At 63.6% G+C, this 24,188-nt stretch carries 21 protein-coding genes; 6 read left to right on the forward strand and 15 right to left on the reverse strand.

The genetic code is table 11. From position 1 onward, the window contains the following. Positions 1 to 40: 40 nt before the first annotated feature. The 7 genes from M729_RS0104705 to M729_RS0104735 are packed head-to-tail and all read right to left on the reverse strand — an operon-like array spanning position 41 to position 7,493. Positions 41 to 688, reverse strand: coding sequence for a ThuA domain-containing protein (locus M729_RS0104705; protein ID WP_027160895.1), 648 nt, complete (start codon positions 686 to 688; stop codon positions 41 to 43). A gap of 41 nt (positions 689 to 729) precedes the next feature. Beyond that, a complete protein-coding gene (locus M729_RS0104710; protein ID WP_032807996.1) occupies positions 730 to 1,764 on the reverse strand; it encodes an LLM class flavin-dependent oxidoreductase in 1,035 nt (344 codons plus the stop codon). 56 nt (positions 1,765 to 1,820) lie between these two features. Beyond that, entirely contained in the window at positions 1,821 to 2,708 is an 888-nt protein-coding gene (locus M729_RS0104715; protein ID WP_027160897.1) for an ABC transporter permease, read from the reverse strand. Next, positions 2,705 to 3,664: an ABC transporter permease gene (locus M729_RS0104720; RefSeq protein ID WP_027160898.1), complete on the reverse strand. Its 960-nt coding sequence runs from the start codon at positions 3,662 to 3,664 to the stop codon at positions 2,705 to 2,707. The genes M729_RS0104715 and M729_RS0104720 overlap by 4 nt, the downstream gene beginning before the upstream one ends. A gap of 7 nt (positions 3,665 to 3,671) precedes the next feature. Beyond that, complete coding sequence (locus M729_RS0104725) at positions 3,672 to 5,309, reverse strand: ABC transporter substrate-binding protein (protein ID WP_024503938.1); 1,638 nt, start codon at positions 5,307 to 5,309, stop codon at positions 3,672 to 3,674. A 34-nt stretch (positions 5,310 to 5,343) separates the two neighbouring features. Then, positions 5,344 to 6,120: a DUF427 domain-containing protein gene (locus M729_RS0104730; RefSeq protein WP_027160899.1), complete on the reverse strand. Its 777-nt coding sequence runs from the start codon at positions 6,118 to 6,120 to the stop codon at positions 5,344 to 5,346. Between the two features lie 14 nt (positions 6,121 to 6,134). Then, the gene (locus M729_RS0104735; protein WP_024503940.1) at positions 6,135 to 7,493 is read right to left on the reverse strand and encodes an LLM class flavin-dependent oxidoreductase; all 1,359 of its coding nucleotides are present in this window, start codon (positions 7,491 to 7,493) and stop codon (positions 6,135 to 6,137) included. A 191-nt stretch (positions 7,494 to 7,684) separates the two neighbouring features. Between M729_RS0104735 and M729_RS01000000134660 the strand changes: the two genes are divergently transcribed. The 4 genes from M729_RS01000000134660 (at position 7,685) to M729_RS0104755 (ending at position 14,144) form a co-directional block, all read left to right on the forward strand. After that, positions 7,685 to 9,493 (forward strand): ABC transporter ATP-binding protein, encoded by a 1,809-nt coding sequence (locus tag M729_RS01000000134660; RefSeq protein ID WP_032807999.1) that lies wholly within the window; start codon positions 7,685 to 7,687, stop codon positions 9,491 to 9,493. Between the two features lie 168 nt (positions 9,494 to 9,661). Beyond that, complete coding sequence (locus tag M729_RS0104745) at positions 9,662 to 10,102, forward strand: hypothetical protein (protein ID WP_245267540.1); 441 nt, start codon at positions 9,662 to 9,664, stop codon at positions 10,100 to 10,102. A gap of 290 nt (positions 10,103 to 10,392) precedes the next feature. Further along, a complete protein-coding gene (locus M729_RS0104750; protein ID WP_027160900.1) occupies positions 10,393 to 12,252 on the forward strand; it encodes an ABC transporter ATP-binding protein in 1,860 nt (619 codons plus the stop codon). Further along, positions 12,252 to 14,144 carry an ABC transporter ATP-binding protein gene (locus M729_RS0104755; RefSeq protein ID WP_027160901.1) on the forward strand — a complete coding sequence of 631 codons (1,893 nt, stop codon included), beginning with the start codon at positions 12,252 to 12,254 and terminating at the stop codon, positions 14,142 to 14,144. Before M729_RS0104750 ends, M729_RS0104755 begins: the two co-directional genes overlap by 1 nt. Before the next feature lie 26 nt (positions 14,145 to 14,170). Here M729_RS0104755 and M729_RS0104760 read toward each other — a convergent pair whose 3' ends face one another. From M729_RS0104760 to M729_RS0104800, 8 genes are all read right to left on the reverse strand, one after another. Further along, a complete protein-coding gene (locus M729_RS0104760; RefSeq protein ID WP_027160902.1) occupies positions 14,171 to 14,950 on the reverse strand; it encodes an ABC transporter ATP-binding protein in 780 nt (259 codons plus the stop codon). Positions 14,951 to 14,960: 10 nt separating this feature from the next. After that, positions 14,961 to 15,728 (reverse strand): ABC transporter permease, encoded by a 768-nt coding sequence (locus tag M729_RS0104765; RefSeq protein WP_027160903.1) that lies wholly within the window; start codon positions 15,726 to 15,728, stop codon positions 14,961 to 14,963. Positions 15,729 to 15,837: 109 nt separating this feature from the next. After that, the gene (locus M729_RS0104770) at positions 15,838 to 16,845 is read right to left on the reverse strand and encodes an ABC transporter substrate-binding protein (protein WP_027160904.1); all 1,008 of its coding nucleotides are present in this window, start codon (positions 16,843 to 16,845) and stop codon (positions 15,838 to 15,840) included. A gap of 200 nt (positions 16,846 to 17,045) precedes the next feature. After that, the gene (locus M729_RS0104775) at positions 17,046 to 18,344 is read right to left on the reverse strand and encodes a hypothetical protein (RefSeq protein ID WP_027160905.1); all 1,299 of its coding nucleotides are present in this window, start codon (positions 18,342 to 18,344) and stop codon (positions 17,046 to 17,048) included. 29 nt (positions 18,345 to 18,373) lie between these two features. Beyond that, positions 18,374 to 19,105: a histidine utilization repressor gene (gene hutC, locus M729_RS0104780; protein WP_027160906.1), complete on the reverse strand. Its 732-nt coding sequence runs from the start codon at positions 19,103 to 19,105 to the stop codon at positions 18,374 to 18,376. A 32-nt stretch (positions 19,106 to 19,137) separates the two neighbouring features. Beyond that, positions 19,138 to 20,160, reverse strand: coding sequence for a zinc-binding dehydrogenase (locus tag M729_RS0104785; protein WP_027160907.1), 1,023 nt, complete (start codon positions 20,158 to 20,160; stop codon positions 19,138 to 19,140). A 15-nt stretch (positions 20,161 to 20,175) separates the two neighbouring features. Continuing rightward, positions 20,176 to 21,498: a histidinol dehydrogenase gene (gene hisD / locus M729_RS0104790; RefSeq protein WP_027160908.1), complete on the reverse strand. Its 1,323-nt coding sequence runs from the start codon at positions 21,496 to 21,498 to the stop codon at positions 20,176 to 20,178. 207 nt (positions 21,499 to 21,705) lie between these two features. Beyond that, complete coding sequence (locus tag M729_RS0104800) at positions 21,706 to 22,479, reverse strand: glucose 1-dehydrogenase (RefSeq protein ID WP_027160909.1); 774 nt, start codon at positions 22,477 to 22,479, stop codon at positions 21,706 to 21,708. Between the two features lie 130 nt (positions 22,480 to 22,609). Here M729_RS0104800 and M729_RS0104805 point away from each other — a divergent pair, with 130 nt between their 5' ends. Then, complete coding sequence (locus tag M729_RS0104805) at positions 22,610 to 23,713, forward strand: histidinol-phosphate transaminase (protein WP_027160910.1); 1,104 nt, start codon at positions 22,610 to 22,612, stop codon at positions 23,711 to 23,713. 105 nt (positions 23,714 to 23,818) lie between these two features. Further along, on the forward strand, positions 23,819 to 24,187 hold the full coding sequence (locus M729_RS01000000134665) for a hypothetical protein (protein ID WP_224620654.1): 369 nt from the start codon (positions 23,819 to 23,821) through the stop codon (positions 24,185 to 24,187). The last annotated feature ends 1 nt before the right edge of the window (position 24,188 follow it).

Raw genomic sequence — 24,188 nt, forward strand, 5'->3', positions numbered from 1 at the left:
CCTGTGAATTCCATCAGATTTTCACGAACTTCGCCTGCTTCTACCCCCGCGCCGCCCAAAGCAAACCCCGCTCCACCATCAGCGCCATTTCCGGCACCGCGAACTCATCCGCCGTGTGACCAAGGGAACTGTAGAAAACCTTCCCCGCCCCATAGCGCCGTTTCCAGACGACCGGCATGACAACGCCGCCGATGCCCGGAAAATGCGCGTCGGTGAAGGTGGTGGTCGCCAGCACCTCATTGCTTGGGTCGACATGCATGTAATATTGCTCCGATCGGTAGGCGAAATCGCTGATGCCTTTTGTGATCGGGTCGTCCGGCCGGGTGATGGCGACGTGATAGTCGATGATGTTGCCGGGATGCGCCACCCATTGGCCGCCGGTCATGAACTGATAGTCGGGCTCATTGCGGAAACTGTCGCCCATCGTCCCGTGGAAACCGCCGAGCCCGCTTCCCCCGCGAACCGCAAGCGTCAGGTTCTGCAACTCGGCCTTTTCGATCGTCGACATCGTGATGACGGGCACGATGAGATCGAAGGAAGCAAGCTCCGGACCGGCGAACATCGCCGTGCCCTCACCCAGCGTGACGTCGAAGCCGTTTCGCTCAAGCAAGGTGCGAACGAGCTTCGCGCTCTGCTCCGGCGTATGGCCCTCCCAGCCGCCCCAGGCGATCAAGGCCTTCTTTGGCATTGTGTACCTCCCTGGAAAACTCGGCCCTGATCGATCCGGCGTCAGCGCCAGCCCAGCGCTGGAGCGACATGGGTCAGGATCGCCTCGATGACATGCGCATTGTAGTCGACGCCGAGCTGGTTCGGAACGGTGAGCAGCAGCGTATCGGCTTCGGCGATCGCCTCGTCCTGCGCCAATTCCTTGATCAGCACATCCGGCTCGGCCGCGTAGCTGCGCCCGAAAATCGCCTTGGTGTTCTCCTCGATGAAGCCGATCTGGTCGCGGCTCTCATTGCCGCGGCCGAAATAGGCGCGGTCGCGATCGTCGACCAGCGCGAAGATGCTGCGGCTGACCGAGACGCGCGGCTCGCGCTTGTGGCCGGCTGCCTTCCAGGCCTCGCGATAGATGCGGATCTGCTCGGCCTGCTGGATGTGGAACGGCTTGCCGCTCTCGTCGAATTTGAGCGTCGAGCTCTGCAGGTTCATGCCGAGCCTGGCTGCCCATTCCGACGTGGCGTTGGTGGCCGCACCCCACCAGATCCGCTCGCGCAAACCCTCCGAATGCGGCTCGAGGCGCAAGAGGCCGGGCGGATTGGGGAACATCGGCCGCGGATTGGGTTGGGCGAACCCCTCGCCCCGCAGCGTCTCGAGGAAGACCTCGGCGTGGTGCCTTGCCATGTCGGTGTCGCTCTGCCCTTCCGGCGGCGCGTAGCCAAAATGGCGCCAGCCATCGATCACCTGCTCGGGCGAGCCACGGCTGATGCCGAGCTGCAAGCGGCCGCCGGCGATGATGTCGGCGGCACCGGCGTCCTCGGCCATGTAGAGCGGATTCTCGTAGCGCATGTCGATGACCGCGGTGCCGATCTCGATGCGGCTGGTCTTGGCGCCGACCGCCGCCAGCAGCGGGAACGGCGAAGCGAGCTGGCGGGCGAAATGATGCACGCGGTAATAGGCGCCATCCGCGCCCAGTTGCTCGGCGGCGACGGCGAGGTCGATGGATTGCAAAAGCGCGTCCGAAGCCGAGCGCACTTGCGATTGCGACGAGGGCGTCCAGTGCCCGAACGACAGGAAACCGATTTCTTCATAGTCATGCGATATAAGGATGCGCGTCAGGCTTCAATGCAAAAGAGATTTTTTGGCGCCCGGATCAAGGCTCATGCATCGCTATTCTCGAAGGCGCCAATGCCTTGTGCGATCAGGTTGGTCGCCATCACCAGCGAGACGATTGCCCCGGAATTGAAGACGACGACCCACCATTTTCCGCCGGTCAGGAAGCCATAGCCGTCGGCGACGGCCAGTCCCCAGTCGGCCGATGGCGGCTGAATGCCGAGGCCGAGAAAGCTCAGCGTCGCGATCGAGAAGAACGCGTAGCCCAGCCTTGTGACGAGCTCGATGAGGATCGTTTCCCTGATGTTGGGCAAAATCTCCAGGAACATGATGGCGAGCGGGCCTTCGCCGCCGAGGCGCGCGGCGCTGACATAGTCGCGCTGCTTCTGCTCACGCACGGCGGCGCGAACGGTGCGCGCCACCAGCGGCGCGTAGGCGATGCCGATCACCAGGATGACGGTCAGGTTCGACGGGCCGATCGCCACCAGCGTCATGGTGACGAGAACGATGAACGGAAACGCCATCAGCGTATCGAGCAGCCGCGCCCCGATTGCATCAGTGAGGCCCTCGAAATAGCCGAGCACCAGGCCGATGATGCTGCCGGCGGCAACCCCGGCCAGCGTCGCCAACGGCGCAACCAGCAGGATGTCGCGCGAACCGACGATGATGCGGGACAGCACATCGCGGCCGAGCTGATCGGTCCCGAACCAGTGCAGCGCATCGGGCGGCGTCAGCGTCGCCAGGAAATCCTCGGCATAGGGATCGTAGGGAACGAAGAGGTTGCCTGCTATGGCGCAAACGACCCAGAACAAAAGCAGCAGCAATCCGACCACGACCGACGGCGGCAATCCGGCGAAAGCACTGCGAATCCGGCGCATTGTCGAAAAGCCCGCCACGGCGCGCTGCGGTGCGGGAAACTCGGCCAGATCCGTCATGGCGAGGTCCGGCGGCGTTGCCGCGGATCGAGCAGCGCCAGCAAGAGGTCGCCGGCCGCCGCCGACAGCACGAAGATGGCCGCCATCACCAATACGCCTGCCTCCATCATCGGGAAATCGCGTGCCTTGGCCGCGTTCAGGACCAGATTGCCAAGTCCCTGGATGCCGAACAACGCCTCGATCACCACCAGCCCACCCAGCATGTATCCGGTCTGCGTCGCCAGCACCGCGACGGTCGGCGTCAGCGCATTGCGCAGCACGTGCCGAAAGATGATCTCGCGCCGCTCGAGCCCTTTCAGGACGGCGGTGCGCGTGTAATCGGCGGCGATCGCCTCGATCACGCCCGCTCGCGTCATCCGGGCGATATAGCCGGAAAGGTTCAGCACCAGCGGCAGCGCCGGCAGGATCAGATAATAGCCATGCGTCCAGAAGCCCGCGCCATCGGGCGCAACGCCGGAGATCGGGAACCAGTTCAGCCACAGGCCGAAAACGATGAGCAGCATCAGGCCGGAAACGAAATCAGGCACAATGCCGAAGGAGACGCCCGCCATCACGATCAGCCGGTCGATGAGGCGGCCGGCATTGAGACCGGCGATGACGCCGGCACCAACGCCGAGCGGCACGAGGAAGAGCAAAATAATCCCGGCAAGCGCCGCGGAGCGCTTGAGGCTTTCCAGCACGAAGGGCGCCACCGGCCCGCGCATCGACAGCGAGGTGCCGAAGTCACCGGTGACCGCTTTGCTGAACCAGAGCCAATACTGGACGAGAACCGGCTGGTCGGCGCCTAGCCGCTTGTTCAGTTCCGCCACCGCTTGCGCGTCGGCAAAAGGCCCGAGCATGACACGGCCGACATCGCCGGGCAGGACCTGCCCGGCGAAGAACACCAGAATGCTGACCAGCCACAGCGTGAGGACAAGTGTGCCCACACGCGCTGACAGAATGCGACCGGTCAGCATGTCGCGATCATGCCTGGACGAAGGAAACGCGGTCGAGCAGGAGATGCGAAATCGCGGTGAAGCGCACGCCCTCGACCTTGGAGCTGACGATGCGGCTGTATTGCGAGAAGTAGCTGATGATCGCCGGCGTCTCGTCGAGCAGCAAGGTCTGGATCTTGCGGGCAACAAGGCGCTGTGCCTGCAGGTCGCGCGCCTTCGAGTAGTCAAGCAGCAGCGCATCATAGGCCGGGTTGTTGAAATGTGCCGCGTTCCAAGCTCCCGAACTCTTTAGCGTGGCGTTGAGGAAGATGTCGGGCGTGCCGCGGTGGCCATAGTCGGTGATGCCGAGCACCGAATCCAGCCATGGCGAACTGCCGAACGTCGCCGAGCCGTAATAGGCGTCCTGCGGCAGGACATTGAGCTTGACGTCGATGCCGGCCTTCTTGGCGAAGTTCTGGATGATGACCGCATAGTCGGGAATGTCATAGGCGCGTTCGGTGGTCAGCGTCACCTCGAAGCCGTTGGGCACGCCCGCCTCGCCAAGCAGCCGCTTGGCCTCGGCAATGTCCTGCTTGCGCTGCGGCACCGATGGATCGGCCGAGGGGAAGATCGGCGCGAACGGCGTGTCGTTGCCGACGATGGCGCGGCCCTTGAGCAGGCCCTTGACCACAGCCTCTCGGTCGATCGTGAGCGCCAGCGCGCGGCGGATGCGCTTGTCGGTAAACGGCGCCTGGTCGGTCCTGAGATGCACCTGGTCGTGCGAGCTCGCCTGCACGCTCAGCAGCTTGAAGTTGGGATTGCCCTCGATCGCCAGCTCCAGCCGCGTCGTGCTTGGGATCACGTCGAGCTGGCCGGCCTGCAAAGCCAGCACCTGTGCCTGCTCGTCGTCGAAGAACTTGATCTCGATCCGGTCGGGCAGCGCCTTGTCGCCCCAGTAATTCTCATTGCGCACGAAGCTGGCGCCTTGCTTGGGGCGGAAGGATTCGAGCTTGAACGGACCGGTGCCGTTGAAAGTCTTCTCGAAATCACCGGCATAGTCGGCAGGCAGGATGACGGCATTGTAGACGTCGGAGGAGACATAGAACGGGAAGTTGCTGTTCGGACCGTCGAGATCGAAGGCGACGGTTTCGTCGTCGACCAGCTTGGCGCCGCCCTTGGACAGGATGCCCTTGTAGGCGGACAACGCCGACGAGCCGCTGGCCGGATCGACCAGCCGCTCGAAGCTCGCCACAACGTCTTTGGCGGTGACCGCGCGGCCATCGTGGAATTTTACCCCTTGCCGCAATTTGAAGGTCCAGCGGCTGGCCGTCTCGTTGGCCTCCCAGGACAGAGCCAGCTTCGGCTGCAGACCATCCTTCGGATCGTCGAGGATCAGATACTCGCCGACCTGGCTGATCACCCCGATGCTGGCCGGATCGGTGACCGAAACCGGATCGATCGCCTTGGTCGGCTGGCCGAGCCCGACGCGAACCGTGCCGCCGCCGGCAGCCGCGGCGCGTGCGCCTCCCAACCCCTGCGAGGCGGCAAAGCCGGTCAGGCCGAGCAGTGCGGCATATCTGAGGAGATCGCGGCGCTTGAGAAAGCCGCCCTGATGTTCGTCGACGGCGACATTCCAGATGTCCCCCGACAGATTGCGAACTGCGTCGATATCTCTGCGTCTGGTCATTTTGAAACCCTGCTTTGAAATGAAGATTGAAAATCTATGCGACGGGCTCGCCGTCGAGATGGATGCGGTCGACGGCCTGCGGATAGAAGGCGATGAGGCCCTTGATCTTCGGCATTTCCTCAATGGGATCCCGGTAGCTCCAGGCGATATCAGGGCGCACCGAACCGTCGCTCAGCAGGCCGGACCAGTAAGAGGCGATGCCCTTGTAGGGACATCGCGTCGTGGTGACGGACGCCGTCAGCCGCTCCAGCCGGATGTCTTCCGCGGGCAGATAAAAACGCGTCGGCAGATGCGTCTCGAACAGCAGCACCGGGCGGTGGCTGTCGGCGATCGGCTCGCCGTCGAACCAGATCTGCAAATGGCTCGAGCTTTGCAGAACATCGATGCGTGCATAGGGATCGCGGGCGTGGACGAAGACTTCCTCTTCCTCCTCGAACCACTGGTCGACGGCCTTCCAGGTGAATGCAATGCGGCCGGCCAGCGGCGCCAGGTTTTCATCCGGCGGCGACACGAACGACCACGCCGCGTTGGCGCTGCGCCTGTCGCCGCTGTCGATATCCCAATAGGCGGTCTCGCCACCGACCGGATGCGGCTCGCGATGCAGCGAAGGTTTCAGCACCGATGGGTCGACCGCTGACGGCGGGAAGAAATAGATCGGCAGGAAATGGTTGGAGCGCAGCACCAGCACGTTGCGGCTGTCGGCGATGGTGCGGCCGCCGAATTTGACGCGCACACGCTTGGGGCTGTGCAGGACATTGACGAGCTGCGGCGCGGTCGCTTCGCGTGGCTGCAATCTTGGTGCGACGATCATGATCGTTCTTCCGGTCAGGACACGGCACGCGCATTGTCGCGCTGCTCGGCGAAGCGGTTGGCGGGCCGCGCCAGGCCGAAACGGTCGCGCAGCGTTCCCGGCCCGTATTCGGTCGGGAAGACGCCGCGCCGCTGCAGCTCCGGCACCACCTGTTCGGCAAAATTCACCCAGTCTTCTGGCAGCAGCGGGAACATCAGGTTGAAGCCGTCAGCGGCACCCGAAACGAACCAGTCCTGCAACTGGTCCGCGATCTGTACCGGCGTGCCGGCAACCGTCGGCACCGAACCGCTGTTGGCGAGCTTGCGCGCGATCTCGCGCAGGCTGAGATTCTGCTTCGCCCACTGCTTGACCCGGTTGAGCGATGTGCGCCCGCCATTGAACGTGCTTTCGTCCGGCAGCGGCGGCAGCGGCCCGTCCGGCGGGAACAGCGACAGGTCCAACCCGCTCCAGCTCGACAGAAGGTCGATGCCGACCTGATCCGGCAGCAAGGTCTGCAGGTATTCTTGCTTTTCCCGGCCTTCCGCTTCGGAGGCGGCGACGATCGGCAGGATGCCGGGCAGGATCTTGAAGCTCTCCGGCCGCCTGCCGTGGCGGGCCAGCCGCTCGTTGATGTCCTGACGGTATTTGATGCCATCCTCCTTGGTGCTGTAGATGGCGAAGTGCGCATCGGCCTGGGCGGTGGCGAAGTTCTTGCCATCTTCGGACGAGCCGGCCTGGACGATTAGCGGATGGCCTTGCGGCGGCCGCGAGACGTTGAGCGGCCCACGCACCTTGAAGTGCTTGCCCTTGTGATCGATGGGATGGACCTTGTCGGGGTCGGCGAAATGGCCTGACGCCTTGTCGATCAGCAGCGCCTCGTCTTCCCAGCTGTCCCACAGCGCCTTGACGATGTCGAGGAATTCGGCCGCGCGTTCATAGCGGAAAGCATGTTCGATATTGCCGTCGCGGCCGAAATTGCGCGCCTCCTCATCCATGGCCGAGGTGACGACGTTCCACGACGCCCTGCCCTTGCTGATATGGTCGAGCGAGGCGAACATGCGCGCCACATTGTACGGCTCGCTGTAGGAACTCGACGCCGTGGTGATCAGGCCGATATGCTTGGTCACGCTAGCCAGCGCCGATAGCAGCGTCAGCGGTTCGAGGCGGGCATTGGCGTAATGGGCGACGCCGCTCTTGACTGAATCCCAGATCGACACGTGGTCGGCGACGAAGATGGTGTCGATCCTGGCGCGTTCGGCCGCCTGCACGAGATCGCGGTAGAATTCGAAATCCAGCACCTCCCGCCCCGGCGCCCTCGGGTGGCGCCACGACATCCGATGATCGCCCTGCGGGTTGAAGAAGAATGCGCTGAGGATCATGTGGTCTCGAGCCATGCCGGGCCTCCTTCCAGATCTGCTCCGGAGACCGTCGCGCTGCCTCGGCAGACGGCGACAATCTCTGCTGATGCGAGAAAGGTAGATTGCGCTCCGGCTTAATTCGAGTAATTTTATAGAGATAATACATTGCGAAAGCGGAAGCGATTGCCCTCGATGGCGGCGCTGGAAGAAAGTGGTTTCAAGTCCCCATGTCCTCCTCGGTTCTGAACGTAGACCAGCTGTCCGTGGCCTATGACGGGCGCAAGGGATCGCATCCCGCCGTCAGCGGCGTGTCACTGCACATCGGCGAAGGCGAAGCGCTCGGCCTGGTTGGCGAGTCGGGATCGGGCAAAAGCTCGGTGGCGCTCGCCATATTGCGCTATCTGCCGAAAAACGCCCGCATCGCTGCGTCGGCGCTGGAATTCCAGGGCCGCGAAATCCGCGACCTTTCCGCCGAGCAGCTGCGCCGGCTCAGGGGAAATCATATCGCCGCCGTCTACCAGCATCCCGGTGCTGCCCTCAATCGAAGCATGACGATCGGCCGCCAGATCACCGAGACGGTCATGCGGCATCGCCCGGTTTGCCTCGAAGAGGCGCGCGGGCGCGCCGCCGAACTGCTCGGCCGCGTCCGGGTCAGCCATCCGGAGCGGGTGCTGGATCTCTATCCGCACGAACTCTCCGGCGGCATGCAGCAGCGCGCCAACATCGCCATTGCCATTGCGCTCGACCCATCGCTGCTGGTGCTGGATGAGCCGACGACGGCGCTCGACGCCAGCGTCCAGTCCGAGATCATCGCCATCCTCTCCGACTTACGCAAGGATCACAAAACCAGCATCCTGCTGATCAGCCACGACATCAATATGATCCGCCGCTCCTGCGACCGGGTGGCGGTGATGCAGGCGGGAACCGTGGTCGAAAGCGGCGTTGCGAGCGATGTCTTCGACAACCCCTCTCACGCCTACACCAAGGCGCTCATCGCCTCGATCCCGGCGCTCAACTACACCAAGCGGGACGGAAGACTGGCGGAGACGGACGGCGTGCCAGCGCACCCAATGGTCCAAGGGGAAGACGCCGGCCTGCCAAAAGAACGCCGCATCGCGATCGCCTGCAAAGGCATCAGTCATGCCTTCGGCAGCCAGCCAGTGCTGCACCACGTCGATCTCGACATCGGCCAGGGCGAGACCTTCGGGCTGATCGGCGAGTCCGGTTCTGGCAAGTCGACCCTGGCACGGATCGTCACCGGCCTGCAGACGCCAAGCGCCGGATCGGTCGAACTGTTCGGCAGGACGGTCGCGCCGCGCGTCGAGAAGAGAAACCTTGCCGAACGCCGCGACGTGCAGATGGTCTTCCAGTCGCCGGATCGCACGCTCAATCCGCGCCAGCGGATCGGCACGATCCTCGGCCGCCCGCTGCGCAGGCTCGCCGGCCTGCGCCGCAGCGAAGTGAGAGCCCGCGTCGGCGACCTGCTGCAATCGGTTCGCCTCGCCGGCGCCACGGCCGAGCAGAAATCGCGTTCGCTGTCCGGCGGCCAGCGGCAGCGGGCGGCAATCGCGCGCGCCTTCGCCGGCGTGCCGAAGGTCGTCGTGCTCGATGAACCGACCTCCGCGCTCGACGTCTCCGTCCAGGCGACCGTTCTCAACCTGCTCAACGACCTGCAGCGCGACAAGGACACGACTTATCTGTTCATCAGCCACGACCTCAGGGTGGTGCGCTACATGGCCGACAGGATCGGCGTGCTCTATCGCGGACGCCTGGTCGAAACCGGCTCCTCCGACCGGATTTTTCGCGGCCCCAACCACCCCTATACGGCCCTGCTTTTGGCTGCGTCCTCCGACGAAGCTGCGCCGAGACTATCCGCTCCAATCGAGATCGAGGCAGCCGGCGTCCCGAATACGGGGTGCTCCTTCGCCGACCGCTGCCCGCTGGTCCTGCCCGACTGCCGAAAGGCGGAGCCGCCGGCCCGAGAGACCGCGGCAGGGCATCTGATCGCCTGCTGGCGGCACGGCAAGGGTGTCTGAGCGCCCGAAGGTCCGCAGCAGTGGCAGGGTTTTAGCGGCAAGCAGATCGTCGATGTCTGGAACCTCTCCGACGGCTGCTGCGGAGTTCCTGCCGCCGTGGTTGGGCCGCTTCCTCGCATACAAGTACATTCATTTGTGCTAATATATAACTGTCATGCACATTCGTTCGTGACGAAGACGTGGGAGGATGCAATGAAAACCATGAATCGCAGGTCTGCAATTGCTCTCGGTGTGACGGCTGCCGCGATAACGCCTCTGTTCACCCTGGCGGCATCAGCGAAGAAATACGGCCCGAAGGAAGGCAAGGAGATTGCGCCCGGTGTCAGGGTGGTTGAGGTCAGCACCGGCAACTCCGACATTCCCGCCTACAAGAGCATCGCAATTGTCGACGTGGTATTTCAGCCCGGCGCACACGCGCCTCAGATGGTGATGGACAACGATATGGTCTGCACCATTGCTTCAGGTGCGTTCACGATCAAGAAGGCCGACAAGGAATTCAAGCTCAAGACGGGTGACATGTACACCTGCGCCAAAGGCAAGACCGACGAGGCGACAAATACAAGCAAGGAGGTCGGCGTGCATCGGATCGCCGTCCTGATACCTGCCTAGCAAACCGGAATCCGGCCGGATGGGAGGTCGCATTCCGTCCGGCCGTCGCTTGCGTACACTAGGTGCTGACCTCGTCCGGCCAACGCCCTTCGGCAAGATCGGCAGGATTACGCCGCTGGTGCCAGCCGGGTCACAGCCGCATGTTCGCTTTCCTTCAGGCACAGTGCGATGCCGGCATTGGCTCTTGAAGGGCCAAGCCAGACCCGCGTAACATAGCGCCAAGTCAACCGCTCACATTGAGTCTGCTTTATTAGTCCGGGCTAACGTCCGGATTGGTTTGGATATTTTCCTTGAACACGCAAGCAACCAGCAGCGCACCGGAGCGCGGCAAATCGTTTGCCCATGTGGCGGAAGCGTCCTGGGGCAAGGGCCTCAGCACCTTGCTTCGCATCGTGCGCATGACACTGCGCCATCCCTGGCAGGTCGCCATCACCATCGTCTCGACCTTCATTGCCGCGACGCTGCAGCTTTTCATTCCACGCCTGCTGGGACGCGCCATCGACCAGGCGCAAGGTGTGATGGCCGCGGGTGCCGGCGCTGCGGCGGAACAGGCGCTGTGGAACACGGCGCTGACGCTGCTCGTCGTCTCGATCCTGCGCGGCCTCTTCACCATGGCGCAGAACTACTATGGCGAGGCCGTCGGTCATCGCACCGGCTATGAACTGCGGCTGGCCTTCTACGAGAAGATCCAGCGCCTGAGCTTCGCCTACCACGACAGGGTCCACACCGGCGATTTGATCACGCTCGGCCTGCTCGATCTCGACGGCGTGCGCATGTTCTTCTCCACCGGCATTTTGCGTGTGGTGCTGCTCGGCGTGCTGATCGGCGTCGGCGCCTATCTCCTGATCAGCACCGATCTCATGCTCGGGCTGCTCAGCCTGAGTTTCGTGCCCCTCGTCGCCTGGCGGTCCTCGGTCACCCAGCTGGCGTTGCGCAGCACCTGGTTGACTTTGCAGGAGCGGCTGTCTGTGCTGAGCCGGGTGATGGATGAGAACCTCGGCGGCATCCGCGTCGTGCGGGCCTTTGCGGCACAGCGGCATGAGCTGGAAAAATTCGACCGCGCCAAGCTGTCGGCGCTGGAGCTTGCCAATCAGCGCGTCGACATCCGCGTCTCCAACACCAGCGCCATGAACTTCTCGTTCCTGGCCGCCATGGGGCTGGTGCTCTGGTTCGGCGGCCAGAAAGTGATTGCAGGCCAGATCAGCGTCGGCACGCTGGCCCAGTTCCTCACCTTCATGACCATCCTGCAGATGCCGGTGCGCCAGCTCGGCCTTATGGTCAACTCCTTCGCGCGCGCCTCGACCTGCGGCAGCCGGCTGTTCGAACTGCTCGACGCCGAGCTCGACATCGAGGACGCGCCCGGCGCCAAGGATCTCGTCGTCACAGACGGCGTGCTGCGCTTCGACAATGTCGGCTTCCGCTACGAGGGCGCGGGCGACCGGCCGACTCTGTCGGGCATCTCCTTCGAGGCGAGGTCCGGCGAGACCATCGGCATCGTCGGTCCGCCGGGCAGCGGCAAATCGACGATCGCGCACCTGATCCCGCGTTTCTACGACGTCACCTCAGGCGCGATAACCATCGACGGCCAGGACATCCGCAAGGTGACGCTGCAATCGCTGCGCAAGGCGGTCGGCGTCGTGCAGCAGGACGCGTTCTTGTTCACCACCTCGATCGAGAACAACATCGCCTACGGCAATCCCTGGGCGCGCGAGACCCGCATCGGGCAAGCCGCCGAGTACGCGCAGCTGCACAACTACATCATGGGCCTCCCAGCCGGTTACACCACGGTCGTCGGCGAACGCGGCGCCTCGCTTTCCGGCGGCCAGCGGCAGCGCCTGACCATTGCGCGCAGCCTGATGCTGCGGCCATCGGTGCTGGTCTTCGACGATTCAACCGCGGCCATCGACGCCGGCACCGAGCAGCGGATCCGGGCGGCCATGAAGCGCTTCGCCAGGGATCGCGTGACGCTCATCATCTCGCACCGGCTGAGTTCGCTGATGCATGCCGACCAGATCCTGTTCGTCGAGGGCGGCCGGATCGTCGAGCGCGGCACGCATGAGGAGTTGCTGGCGCTCGGTGGACGCTACCGCGCGCTCCATGACCTGCAGTTGCGGCCGGACGATGAGCGGCCCGTGGCGGGAGCCGCGTGATGCAGACACCGGCCGACGACGAGGAGGAAGACACCAGCGGGCCACCGACAAAGGCGGTCGTGGGCTCGCACCGCGACGACGAAGAGGTCTTCGGCAAAGCTTATGACCCTCGCATCGTGCGGCGTATCTGGAGCTTCGTGAGGCCGTATCAGAACCGGATTTTCATCTCAGTCGCCGCGGTGCTGGTGTTCACGCTGACGCAACTGGCGATCCCGCTGGTCATCCGCTACGCCATCGACCACGGCATGACGGCAGGCAAGCTCGACCAATCGGTGATCATCGCCGCGATCGGCGCTTTCTCGGCGATCATCCTCATCAACTATGCCGCCTCCTATGTGCAGGAAAGCGTCGTCGGCAAAGTGGCCGAGAACGTGCTCTCCGACCTGCGCCGCGCCATGTTCAGCCATCTGCAACGGGCCTCGTTGAGCTTCATGGACAAGACCGAGGTCGGCCGTCTGATGTCGCGTCTGCAGGGCGACGTCAATTCGATGCAGGAATTCCTCGAAACATCCGTCATGTCGGTAGGCGACATCGTGCTGTTGTTCGGCATTGTCAGCGTGCTTTTGTGGCTCGATTTCCGGCTGGGCCTGCTGACGCTGTCGACCATGCCGGTGCTGTTCATCGTGCGCCTTTTCTGGCTGCCGCGCGCCAAGGTCGCCTTCATGGCCGCGCACGAAACCAACTCGATCGCCAACGGCGCACTGGCCGAAGGCATCCATGGCGTGCGCACGGTGCAGAGCCTCGAGCGCCAGCACGTCAATTTCGACCTCTACGACGAAAAGGTGCTGGCCAACCTCAATGCCCATTTGAGGTCGGCGAAATACGCGCAGGTAATGGTGCCGATCGTCGACACGCTGACCGGCATCGCCATGGCAACTGTCATCGTCGTCGGCGGGTCGATGGTGCTCTCGCACAGCCTCGACATCGGCGTCATGGTGGCGTTCCTGTTCTACATCCAGCGCTTCTTCGACCCGATCCGCTCGCTGACCATGCAGTACAGCGTCATGCAGCGCGCCATGGCTTCGGGCCAGCGCATCTCCGAAGTGCTCGACGTACCGGTCGACGTCAGCGACAGGCAAGGTGCGGTGGCGCTGTCGCGCGACATGGACGGCTCGGTCGAGTTCAGGAACGTCACTTTCGGTTATAGGCCGAACCAGCCGGTGCTGAAGAACATCTCCTTCCGCGTCAATCCGGGCGAGACCGTGGCCCTGGTCGGTCCGACCGGATCGGGCAAGTCGAGCTCGATGGCGCTGGTGCACCGCTTCTACGATGTCTGGTCGGGTGAGGTTCTGGTCGGCGGCCATGATGTGCGTGACCTGACCCAGGATTCGCTCGGCGATCAGGTCGCGATGGTGCTGCAGGAGCCGTTCCTGTTTTCCGGCTCGGTGCTGGAAAACATCCGCTACCACAAGACATCAGCCAGCCGCGAGGAGGTGGTCCGAGCCGCACAAGCCGTCGGCGCGCACGATTTCATCGAGAACCTGCCAGATGGCTACGATACCGAACTCGAGCAGCGCGGCGGCAATCTCTCGCTGGGCCAGCGCCAGCTGATCAGCTTCGCGCGCGCGCTGGTGGCGGATGCAAAGATCCTGGTGCTCGACGAAGCCACGGCCAGCATCGATTCCTACACCGAGATGCTGATCCAGAAGGCGCTGATCACGCTGCTGGAAGGCCGCACCGGGCTGGTCATCGCCCACCGTCTGGCCACTATCCGCGGCGCCGACCGCATCATCGTGCTGCAGAACGGCGAGATCGTCGAAAGCGGCAACCACGAACAGCTGATGGCAAGAAAAGGCCTCTACGCCCGCCTCTACAACATGAACTACGCCTCGTTCGACGACATTTCCGAAGGCGAGCTGGAACTGGACGCGGCAGTCGGCAAGGCGACGTGATTGGACCTGCAAACGACCGCAGGCGCCTAGGCCATTTCCGGGCGTCTTGACCCCTCGCGGATGGCCTTGTGCACGCCGCGTTGCAGATCCATGAATACAGGGCTTTCCATCACCTCTTCGCGGCGCGGGCGCTCGATATCCACGTTGAATGTCTGCGTGATACGTCCCGGGCCGATGCCCATGACGACGATGCGGTCCGACAGATAGACGGCCTCCTCCACATCATGGGTGACAAACAGGACGGTCAACCTGTGTTCCTCCCAGATCTGGGTCAGCAGTTCCTGCATCTGATGCCGGGTCAAGGCATCGAGCGCGCCGAAGGGCTCGTCCATCAACAGCATCTTGGGCCGGTAGGAAAGCGCGCGCGCAATGGCGACGCGTTGTTTCATGCCGCCCGAGAGTTCGGCCGGATAGCGGTCCGCACTACCAGACAGCTTGACGAGTTCGAGATGCTCCAGCGCGATCCTGCGGCAGGTCGGGCGATCGTAACCAGCGGCCTTGAGGGCAAACTCGATGTTCTGCCGCGCCGTCAGCCAGGGAAGCAGCGTGTAGGACTGAAAGACGACGCCACGGTCGAGACCAGGCTGCAGGATCGGCGCGCCATCGATGCTGAGATCGCCCGCGTCGAAGTCCTGCAGTCCGGCCACGATCGACAGCAGCGTGCTCTTGCCGCAGCCCGACGTGCCGACCAGGGAGACGAACTCGTTGTCGGCAAGATCGAGGTTGATATCGCGCAGTACTTCCGTGCGCCGCTCGCCCGTGCCGAAGCTCTTGTGGAGACCGGCGATCCGCAATTTGGGGCTCATCGGCTGGACCTCATTGCGAGCGGCCCTCTTGCTTGAACAGCACCTTTTCCAGCGCCTTCATCACCTGGTCGGTGATGAGGCCGAGCAGGCCGAGCAGCAGGATGTAGCCGATGATGGTGTTGGTCTGGAAATAGCGCTGGGACACGGTGATGCGATAACCGAGCCCCGAAGTGGCGGCGACGAGTTCGGCCAGCACCAGCCAGGTCCATGCCCAGCCCAGGCTGATGCGCAGCGTATCCCAGATGCCCGGCAAGGCACTGGGCACGACGATGCGCGTCAGGATCTTGCGATCCGGCAGGCCTAGCGTGCGCCCAAGGCCGATGAAATCGGCTGGAACCCGTTTCACATTGTCCATGATCATCAGCACCTGCTGGAAGAACGTGCCGATAAAGATGATCAGGAATTTCTGCGAATCGCCGGTGCCGGCCCACAGGATGGAGAGCGGCACGAAAGCGACGACCGGCATGTAGCGGATGAAATCCACCAGCGGCTCGATGGCCGCTTCCCAGGAACGGAAACTGCCGATCAGCACGCCGATCGGTATCGACAGGGCCGAGGCGATGAGGAAGCCGATGGAGATACGGTACATCGAGGCTTTGAGGTCCAGCCACAACGTGCCGTCGGCCGCGAGCTTGGCGATCTGCATAGCGACGCTGCCCGGCGATGGCAGGAAGATCGGCTTTACCAACCCCAGTCCGGTCGCCGCCCACCAGGCAAGGCCGAGCCCGACGAACACGGCCACCGCGATCACCAGGAAGCGCGACCTGGCGATGGGCACGCCGATGCCGGAGGATCGGCGACGCCTCGCCTGTTTCGTGGGACGAGCCGGATCCGTTTGAGCGGGACGCTCCCCGGGCATCTGCGTCACCACCGCGATCCGGCCTTGGTCATTCCGCCGCCTTGACGAATGACGGGTCGATCATCTGCTCCGGCGTCACATCGGCCTGCAGCAGCTTGGCGTTCTTGGCGGCGGCTTCGACATCGGCGAAGGTCCTGGTGGTGAAATCACCGGTCAGCGCCGCCTTGTTTTCGGCGAGTGAGTAGTAACGCACGCCGTCAAAGGCGGTGTTGAGGTCCTTGACGTCCGAACCGACAGCCTTGGCGATGATGGCGCGCCCACCGGGCGTATCGGCATTGTAGTCCTTGAGCGCTGCGTCCCAGCTCTTGATCATGGCCAGCACTTGGCCGGGCCGCGACTTGATCACCTCGTCACGCACCACCAGCACGTCGCTGATCAAGCCGGGATCCTCGCCGGCGGTGAACAGCAGCTTGAGGTCCTTGTTCTGCGCCATGGCGACAGTGAGGTACGGTTCATAGGTCACCGCGACCGGCACCTGGCCGGCGATCAAGGCGCTGCCGGCGTCGGACGCAGGCATCGGAACCGGCTTCACATCGTCGATCGACATGCCGTTCCTGGTGAGCGCGTATTTGAGCAGGATGTCGCTCGTCGTGCCTTCCTCGAATGCCACCTGCTTGCCCTTGAGGTCCGCGATGGAGGTGACGTCCTTGCCAGCGATGATCGCGTCGGCGGTCATGGAGACGTCGAGCAGCAGCACGATCTTCACCGGCAGGCCGGCCGCAACCATGCCCATCGCCGTGTGGGTGGCGATGTTGGCGGCGTCGAGCTGGCCGCTTGCAAGTGCTGCATTGATGTCCTTGTCCTCGGCGAAGTTGACGATCTGGACGTCGCTCAGCCCGTTCGTCTTGAACAGGCCCTTGGCCTCGGCGACATGCCACTGGCCATAGCCGAGCCAGGGCTCGATGCCGATCTTGAACGCTCCTGCCTCGGGCGTGGTGGGAATGGCCGCATCGGCCGCGTAGGCCGCCGGGGCGGCGGCGAGCCCGATGGCGGCGGCCATCACGAGCGCGCGAAATTGTCCTGTTAGGTTACGCATCATCCTTGTTCCCCTTGATGATCGGACCGCTTTTTCTGACTGAGGTAGCCGGTCCGGTGAGACTGCGGGTTTCTGCTCTTGCGGCACTGTGCCTCGGCGTCTTACCTGCCACTTCATGGTGAAGTGCTCGGATATTTCAGCGTCAGCGGGAGCGGATGTCAAGGCTAAAATACATACATGCATATACAAGTTGGAAAGACTCAATTTTTACGCTCTCCGGGATCGATCCGGTCTAGAAAACCGGTCACCCGATCGGTTCCGGCAACAGGTTCGCTGCCGACCATGACCGCCACCGAAAAGGCAATAAGGGAAGAAACCGGCGTGTGGCTGCGTGCGCCGGCGCGCAGGTTCATGACCAGCGTCGGCGACAGGAAGAGACCGGCCCGGAGCACCGCGCGCCAATCGGCCGGCAGCATGCCGCGCCGTTTGAGCTCAAGCAGCAATGGCCGCCACAGCGCTGTGGCCTTGACCTCCAGCAGGTCGCGGCGGATCGGGCTCAGGTCCCAGTCCGTGTCGACATGGAGCAGGTTTCCGTCCAGCCGCGCATGGGCGCGAAAAGCCTCGGTCGCGGTCGCCGGATCATAGAGCCAGAACGGGTGGGCGAAGATGTTGTGGAACGTCGCCTTCACCTCCGCCAGCAGCGTGGGGATATGCGAGCCTGCAAAGGCAGGATCGAAGAAGGACAGCTCCGCCCTCCCCGCCTTCGCCGTGTACCAGACATTGGCGTTGTGGGCGTCACCATGCGCGACCACGCCGCCTGCATCGGCAAGCCGGTCCGGCCGCAAGCGCACAGCGGCGGCATCGAAAAGCTCACCGACGCTGTCGGTGTACTGCTCGCCATTGATGACGAATTTCAGCCGGGAAAACCTATCCCAATCCAGCTCGGCACCGGGAAAGACGAACGGCTTGCCGACATAGAAATCGGCCAGCCGGCCGCCTGGCGGCAAGCGCGTGTCGGCATCGATCAGCCGCTCATGAAACAGCCTGTGGATCGGTTCCGCCGCCACGTCCTCGACGGTTACCGGATGCAGCGTTTCGAGGTAGACCTTGAGCAGCCTGGCCGACAGGTCGCGCTCGGCAAGAACGGCTTCTCGCCGTTTGCCGGCGTCGTCCTGCGCATCCAGCGCGAACAGCACATCCGAAAACCTCGGATCCGTGCGCCGGCGATAGACAAGGATCTGCTCGCCCGGTTGGACCGACATATGCACGGGTTGATCAACCGGCAGGCCGGCGCGCGACAGAATCTCGGCGCGGTAATACTCGCCCGTCATCGCCTCTTCCCGCTCCTCCTGATGGAACTTGAAGAAGTAGGCCTTGCCGTCGTCCTCGAAGAAGCCGTTCAACGAATTGAGGCTGTATTTATCGAAGTTGATGCGGACATTGCGGGGGCGCATCGCGAACAGGTCGCCCAGCAATGCCGCCAGCGCGCTTTGTGCTTCGGCAACATCATGCTGCGCGAGTGCCCGGATCCGCGCCGTGCGGCTCGGTGCCGGCGTCATCTGTCGCTCTTGCATTCGACCTGCTTCCGTCAGCTGCTTTTTGAAGGGGAATAGCGGCTGCCGAGCGAGTAGCGGCTGCCGGCATAAGTCAGCTTGCTGATCGTCGCCACCACCGCGCCCGTCCATGTCCGGCGGTGCAGGAAAAGGCAGCAGGCGCCGACATCGATGCCCAGATGCCGCGCCGTCTCGGCATCCGCCGGGACGGCGGAAATGATATGCTCGACCTCGGTCACCGGGGTTTTCTGCATGAGGTAGTCATAGGTCGCCGTCTTCGAAAAATCCTGCTTGTCATAGTCGGGGATAAGGCTCGGATTGACGAAGCGCTCTTCGAGTTGCACCGGCAGATCGTTCTCGAAATTGACGACGACGGAATGATAGATCGAGACGCGCTTTGGAAATTCGAACGACAGCGCCAGCTCTTTTGTCGGCATGATGGTTTCGAGGACGAGGACTTCGGAACGATGTCTGTTGCCGCGCTCGACGATCTCGGCTGCGATGTTGTTGATCTCGATCAGCGTCGACTGTGGCCTAGGCGGCGCGATGAAGGTCCCCACACCTTGCAGGCGGATCAGAAACCCGGCCGAGGTCAATTCTCTGAGCGCCCGGTGAACCGTCATCCGCGAGACGCCGAGTGAAGCGACCAACTCATTCTCGGACGGCAGCTTGCGATCTTTGCCCCACCGGCCCGTTCCGATGTTTGCCAGGATGTAGTCCTTCACCTTCTCGTAAAGAGGGCTGGCGGTGTCGGGCAAAGTGATCATTTCAAAAGTCCTTTCCGGCGATTCATCGGAAATCACGACTCGACAGGTTGCCGCATGCGAATGATTGTTTTCAAGCCGTCGCTGCGCCCCGCCAACAGCCGCCCATAGGCAGCCGGAATGTCATCCAGGCCGATCTCCTGGTCGATCAGCGCCAGCAGCGGTTCGCTCAATTCACCCAGCATCCGCACGGCCTCGGGCAGTTCGTCGGCAAAGGCATGGCATCCCAGCAACCCGATTTCGCGTTCGACCAGCGTATTGGGATCAATGTCGAGGCGGCCGTGGAAGATGCCGACCATGGCGATCGTACCGCCGGGATCGAGAACGCCGAGCAGCTGATTGAGCGCCGCGACGCTGCCGGTCGCCTCGATGGCCGCGAGCAGCGGGGCATTGGCAGTTGCGGCGGCAACGGCGTCCCGGCTCAGATCGACGATCCGGGCACCCGTCACCCGCGCCACCCGGGCGCAGCGGCTCTGGTTGCGGTCGGCGATCAGCACGGTGCCGGCGAAGGTCCGCGACAACAGCAGGGCGGCAAGACCGCCGATCGGTCCGCAACCGACGACCAGCACGGAGCCTGTCGTTTTCGGCAGGCGCCGCACCGCGTGCAGCGCCACCGCCAGCGGCTCGGCCATTGCCGCGACCCGCTCGTCGAGCCCGGCATCGATGATATGCAAAAGCCGTGCGGGCAGCACGGCCTGTTCGGCAAAACCGCCGTCGCAGACCTCTCCGACGAAGCCCAGTGACGCGCAGAGATGACGCCTGCCGGCTTGGCATTGCGCGCAGTCTCCGCACCAGAAGCGGGAATCGGCGACAACCCTGTCACCGATAGCGAAGGCGTCGACGCCCGCGCCGGTGGCGGTCACCGTGCCGGTGAGTTCATGGCCGGCCGTCGAAGGCGACCGGCTTATCCACTGTCCCGTGCGGAAATTGTGCAGGTCCGAACCGCAGATGCCGGCGGCATCGACCCTGAGCTTCACCCAGCCTGCATCCGGCGCGCCCGGCGTCGCGATGTCCTCGACGCGCAGATCGCCGGGCCCGTAAAGTCGTGCCGCCTTCATCTCGATCGGTTCCGCTCAGCCGGCAAGATAGCGGTCGCGGATCTCCGAGACCGCGTTCTCATGCGAGCTGAAGCCCTCGTAGCGGGCGAGCCTGCGGGCGTGCAGAGCGAGTTCCGGATAGGCCACCGAGGTGACATAGCCGACCGACGAGCGCTTGACGAAATCCGTCACCGAAAGCGGCCCGTAGGTCCGCGCCCAACGGCTGGTCGGCAGCACCGCATTGGGTCCAAGCACGAAATTGGCCAGCGTCACCGGCGTGTGCGGCCCCATCAGGATTTCGGCCGCCTCCGTGATGCGCCCGAGATGCGCGAACGGCTCCTTCGACAGGATCTCGAGATGTTCGGGCGCATAGTCGTTGATGAAGCGGTAGCTGTCTTCCAGCGACGCGGTCAGCACGATGCCACCGCGCTTGCCGGTCAGCACCGCGCGTGAAAACTCGACACGCTGCTCGGTCATCCGCGACCAGTGCTCCGGGATTGCAGCCAATGCGGCTTCGGCGATCTTGCGGCTGTGCGTCACCAGATAGGCCGAAGAATCCGGCCCGTGTTCGGCTTCGATCAACAGGTCGAGCGCAGCAAGCCCGCCGTCGACGCTGTCATCGGCAAAGATGATTGCTTCGGACGGCCCGGCCGGAAGGCCTGTGTTGATGACCGAAGACAGCACGCTCTTGGCCGCCACCACCCAGGGGCTGCCGGGGCCGACGATCTTGAGCGCGGGCTTCACCGTCTCCGTGCCGTAGGCGACGGCGGCAACTGCCTGAGCGCCGCCGCATTTGTAGACGGTTCCGATGCCGGCGAGGCGTGCGGCGACCAACGTTGCCGCGTCCACCGAACCATCCGATGTCGGCGGCGTCACGATGGCGATTTGCGGCACGCCGGCAATCACCGCCGGCACCGACGTCATCATCGTCACCGATGGGAAAGCACCCTTGCCGCGCGGCACGTAGAGCGCAACGGAAGCGATCGGCGTGTACCGGTCGCCGGCATAGGCGCCCGGCCGGACTTCCTTGAGCCACATCGTTTCCGGCTTCTGCTCCTCATGGAAATGCCTGATGTTGTCGATGCCGAACTGGATGCTCTCGACGACGTCCTTTTCCACCTTGTCGAACGCCGCGTCGAACTCGGCTTCCGACACCTGCAGCTCGCCCTCGGCGACATTGGCCTTGTCGAGTTCCCTGGCGAAGCGGATCAAGGCGGCGTCGCCTTCGTCCTTGACGGCCTGGATGATCGGCCGGACCTTCTCGACGAAGACCGTCAGATCGGCCTCGGCGCGCTTCAGCAGACTGGCGCGCTGGTCGGCATCGATGGATGACAAATCGTGGAAGCTGATGTCGGACATGGCTGCTCGTTCTCCTGGAACTCTTGGAACGCAATGACGGCTGGCGCAGGCCGGCCATATGCTGCGGGCCGACAGGTCGACCCTGGACAAGGATCAAAGCCGTCGAGAGGCTTCACTCGGCCAAAAGTATATACATGTCTATGTGACGGTCGCCAGCGATTTTTCCGTCATCCTTCCCGTCGAAACTACCGAGACAAACCTGCCTCATCAGATCGAGGCGAGAAAGCCGCCATCGACCGGAATGGACTGGCCGGTTATGTAGGCCGCCGCATCCGAAGCGAGGAACACGGCGATGCCATGCAGGTCGGAGAGATCACCGAAACGCCGCTGCGGGATCTTGGCCAGCATGGAGTGCTGCCATGCCTCGTTGTTGTAAAAAACGTCCGTCATCGCCGTCCTGAAATAGCCCGGCGCGATGGCGTTGACCCTTATGCCAAGCTCCGCCCACTCGGCCGCAAGCGCCCGCGTCATGCCGAGCAGGCCGGACTTCGACGAGCCATACGGCACCGCGGTTGGGATTCCGACTTCCGACGTCAGCGAGCACAGGTTGATGATGGTGCCGGGACGGCCGGCGTCGCGCATCTGCCGCGCGGCGGCCTGGGCGCAGAAGAACGCTCCCTTCAGATTCGTGTCGACGATCCTGTCCCACAGCGCCTCGTCGACATCGAGCGAGGGCCGCACCTCCTCCATCCCGGCATTGTTGACGAGAATGTCGAGACCACCAAGCAGGCTGGCAGCCTCGTTGGTGGCTGCGCGGCAGCGGCCGACATCGGTGACGTCGAGAGCGACGGCATGCGCCACCCCACCGGCCGCGCGGATGGCGACCGTCGTGTGCTCCAGCGCGGCCAGGCTGCGCGCCGTGACCGCGACGTCGGCGCCGCCAGCGCTCAGCGCTTCGGCGATGCTGCGCCCGATGCCACGGCTGGCGCCGGTGACAAGCGCCTTCCTGCCGGAGAGATCGAAGAGAGAAGCGTTGCGCATGTGATCCTCCTGGTCGGTGTCGGTTTCCGCTTCGGCGTAGAGACTATCAGGTCAGCTTACATATACAAGCATATACAAAGCATTTCAGCTGCGGTACGGATGACGAAATCCACCGCAGAGGAGCCAGCCCGTGTCGAAAGCCTCGGATATGGTCCGCACCGAAGTCAACCGCCTGTCGCCCTACAATTCCGGACTGACCATTGACGAGGTGCGGAAACGATACGCACCGGCCAGAATCGCCAAACTGGGCTCGAACGAAAACCCGCTCGGGCCCAGCCCGACCCTCGCCGCCACGATGCATGCCGGCTCCGAGATGTTCCGCCTCTATCCGGACCCTGCCGGGCGCAAGCTGCGCCAGGCGATCGGCGACAAATATGCCGTCGCCGAGGACCAGATTATCCTCGGCAACGGTTCCGAAGATCTTCTCTCCGTCATCAGCCGCGCCGTGTTGCGGCCGGGCGACGCCGTCGTCACGCTCTATCCGTCGTTTCCGCTGCATGAGGACTACACCACGTTGATGGGCGCTACCGTCAAGCGCGTTGTCGTCAACGACGATCTGACCATCAATGTCGATGCGCTGGTCGAGGCGGTGCGCGAACGGCCGCGCATGCTGCTGTTCTCGAACCCGATGAACCCGGTCGGCAGCTGGCTCTCCGGCGGCGATCTGTCGAGGGTTCTGGATGCGACGAGCGACGAGACGCTGATCGTCATCGACGAAGCCTATGCCGAATATGCCAAGGGCGACGACTATGCGTCATCCCTGCCCTATCTGGGAAAGCTCGACCGGCCGTGGATCGTGCTTCGGACCTTTTCCAAGGCGTTCGGCCTGGCCGGATTGCGGATCGGCTTCGGCATCGTCGGCGACCCGGAGCTGCGCACGCTGCTCGACCGCGTCCGCACGCCTTTCAACGCCAACGGCATGGCCCAGGCCGCAGCATTCGCGGCGCTGGCCGATGACGAACACCTCGCCAGGGTCGTAGCTCTGGCCAGGGCGGAGAGAAAACGCGTCGAGACTTTCCTGGCGAGCAAGGGCCTCGACGTCGCCGCCTCCAGAGGCAATTTCCTGTTCTTCAACTGCCGGCAAGATGCCTCCGTCTTCGTCGAAGGCCTGCTGCGGCAAGGGGTCATCGTCAAACCGTGGAAGCAGCAGGGCTTTGACACCTATGTGCGTGTCAGCATCGGCTCGACTTCGGAAAACGACCACTTCATGGCCGCTCTGTCGGCGCTGTTGTGAATGCACGTCTGGGCGGATCGCTCCGCGCTTGGGAGCCGATCGCTGCCGCCCTATTTCGCCCAAGGCCTTGACCGACGCTTGGCTTGGCTGCCGTGCGGATCGTCGATGACCACAGCGTATTTATTTGGCTTCGGACCAGCCGCAGGCCTTAACTTTCGCAGCGTGGGTTTTTACATCCGAGGGGTCTGCAAACGATCGACGCTTGAGGAGGCTCCCTTGCAGCAGCCAGATGACATAGCCGCCCGCCGATTGGGCATTCTCATCGAGCAATATGTGGAAGCGCGTAAAAAGCGCTATGACTATGTGTCGACCGAGCAGGCCTATCGGGCCATCCGGCAGGTCCTCAAACCCGCCATTCCCGATCGCGAGCTCGACGACATGGTCGCCTCACTTGCCGTCAAGAACGGCCTGGCGGTCGTCTTCGATCGTCAAACCAAAGCATCGGCCGATGATGTTCCGAGGCCAAGCCCCTAGA

The organism is Mesorhizobium sp. WSM1293, assembly GCF_000513875.1.
Lineage (GTDB): Bacteria > Pseudomonadota > Alphaproteobacteria > Rhizobiales > Rhizobiaceae > Mesorhizobium > Mesorhizobium ciceri.

Excerpts from the sequence above, each read along its gene's own strand:
- M729_RS0104705 (WP_027160895.1), bottom strand. The coding sequence starts at position 688 with ATGCCAAAGAAGGCCTTGATCGCCTGGGGCGGCTGGGAGGGCCATACG.
- M729_RS0104715 (WP_027160897.1), bottom strand. The coding sequence starts at position 2,708 with ATGACGGATCTGGCCGAGTTTCCCGCACCGCAGCGCGCCGTGGCGGGC.
- M729_RS0104720 (WP_027160898.1), bottom strand. The coding sequence starts at position 3,664 with ATGCTGACCGGTCGCATTCTGTCAGCGCGTGTGGGCACACTTGTCCTC.
- M729_RS0104725 (WP_024503938.1), bottom strand. The coding sequence starts at position 5,309 with ATGACCAGACGCAGAGATATCGACGCAGTTCGCAATCTGTCGGGGGAC.
- M729_RS0104730 (WP_027160899.1), bottom strand. The coding sequence starts at position 6,120 with ATGATCGTCGCACCAAGATTGCAGCCACGCGAAGCGACCGCGCCGCAG.
- M729_RS0104735 (WP_024503940.1), bottom strand. The coding sequence starts at position 7,493 with ATGGCTCGAGACCACATGATCCTCAGCGCATTCTTCTTCAACCCGCAG.
- M729_RS01000000134660 (WP_032807999.1), top strand. The coding sequence starts at position 7,685 with ATGTCCTCCTCGGTTCTGAACGTAGACCAGCTGTCCGTGGCCTATGAC.
- M729_RS0104755 (WP_027160901.1), top strand. The coding sequence starts at position 12,252 with ATGCAGACACCGGCCGACGACGAGGAGGAAGACACCAGCGGGCCACCG.
- M729_RS0104760 (WP_027160902.1), bottom strand. The coding sequence starts at position 14,950 with ATGAGCCCCAAATTGCGGATCGCCGGTCTCCACAAGAGCTTCGGCACG.
- M729_RS0104770 (WP_027160904.1), bottom strand. The coding sequence starts at position 16,845 with ATGCGTAACCTAACAGGACAATTTCGCGCGCTCGTGATGGCCGCCGCC.
- M729_RS0104775 (WP_027160905.1), bottom strand. The coding sequence starts at position 18,344 with ATGACGCCGGCACCGAGCCGCACGGCGCGGATCCGGGCACTCGCGCAG.
- hutC (WP_027160906.1), bottom strand. The coding sequence starts at position 19,105 with ATGATCACTTTGCCCGACACCGCCAGCCCTCTTTACGAGAAGGTGAAG.
- M729_RS0104785 (WP_027160907.1), bottom strand. The coding sequence starts at position 20,160 with ATGAAGGCGGCACGACTTTACGGGCCCGGCGATCTGCGCGTCGAGGAC.
- hisD (WP_027160908.1), bottom strand. The coding sequence starts at position 21,498 with ATGTCCGACATCAGCTTCCACGATTTGTCATCCATCGATGCCGACCAG.
- M729_RS0104800 (WP_027160909.1), bottom strand. The coding sequence starts at position 22,479 with ATGCGCAACGCTTCTCTCTTCGATCTCTCCGGCAGGAAGGCGCTTGTC.
- M729_RS01000000134665 (WP_224620654.1), top strand. The coding sequence starts at position 23,819 with ATGACCACAGCGTATTTATTTGGCTTCGGACCAGCCGCAGGCCTTAAC.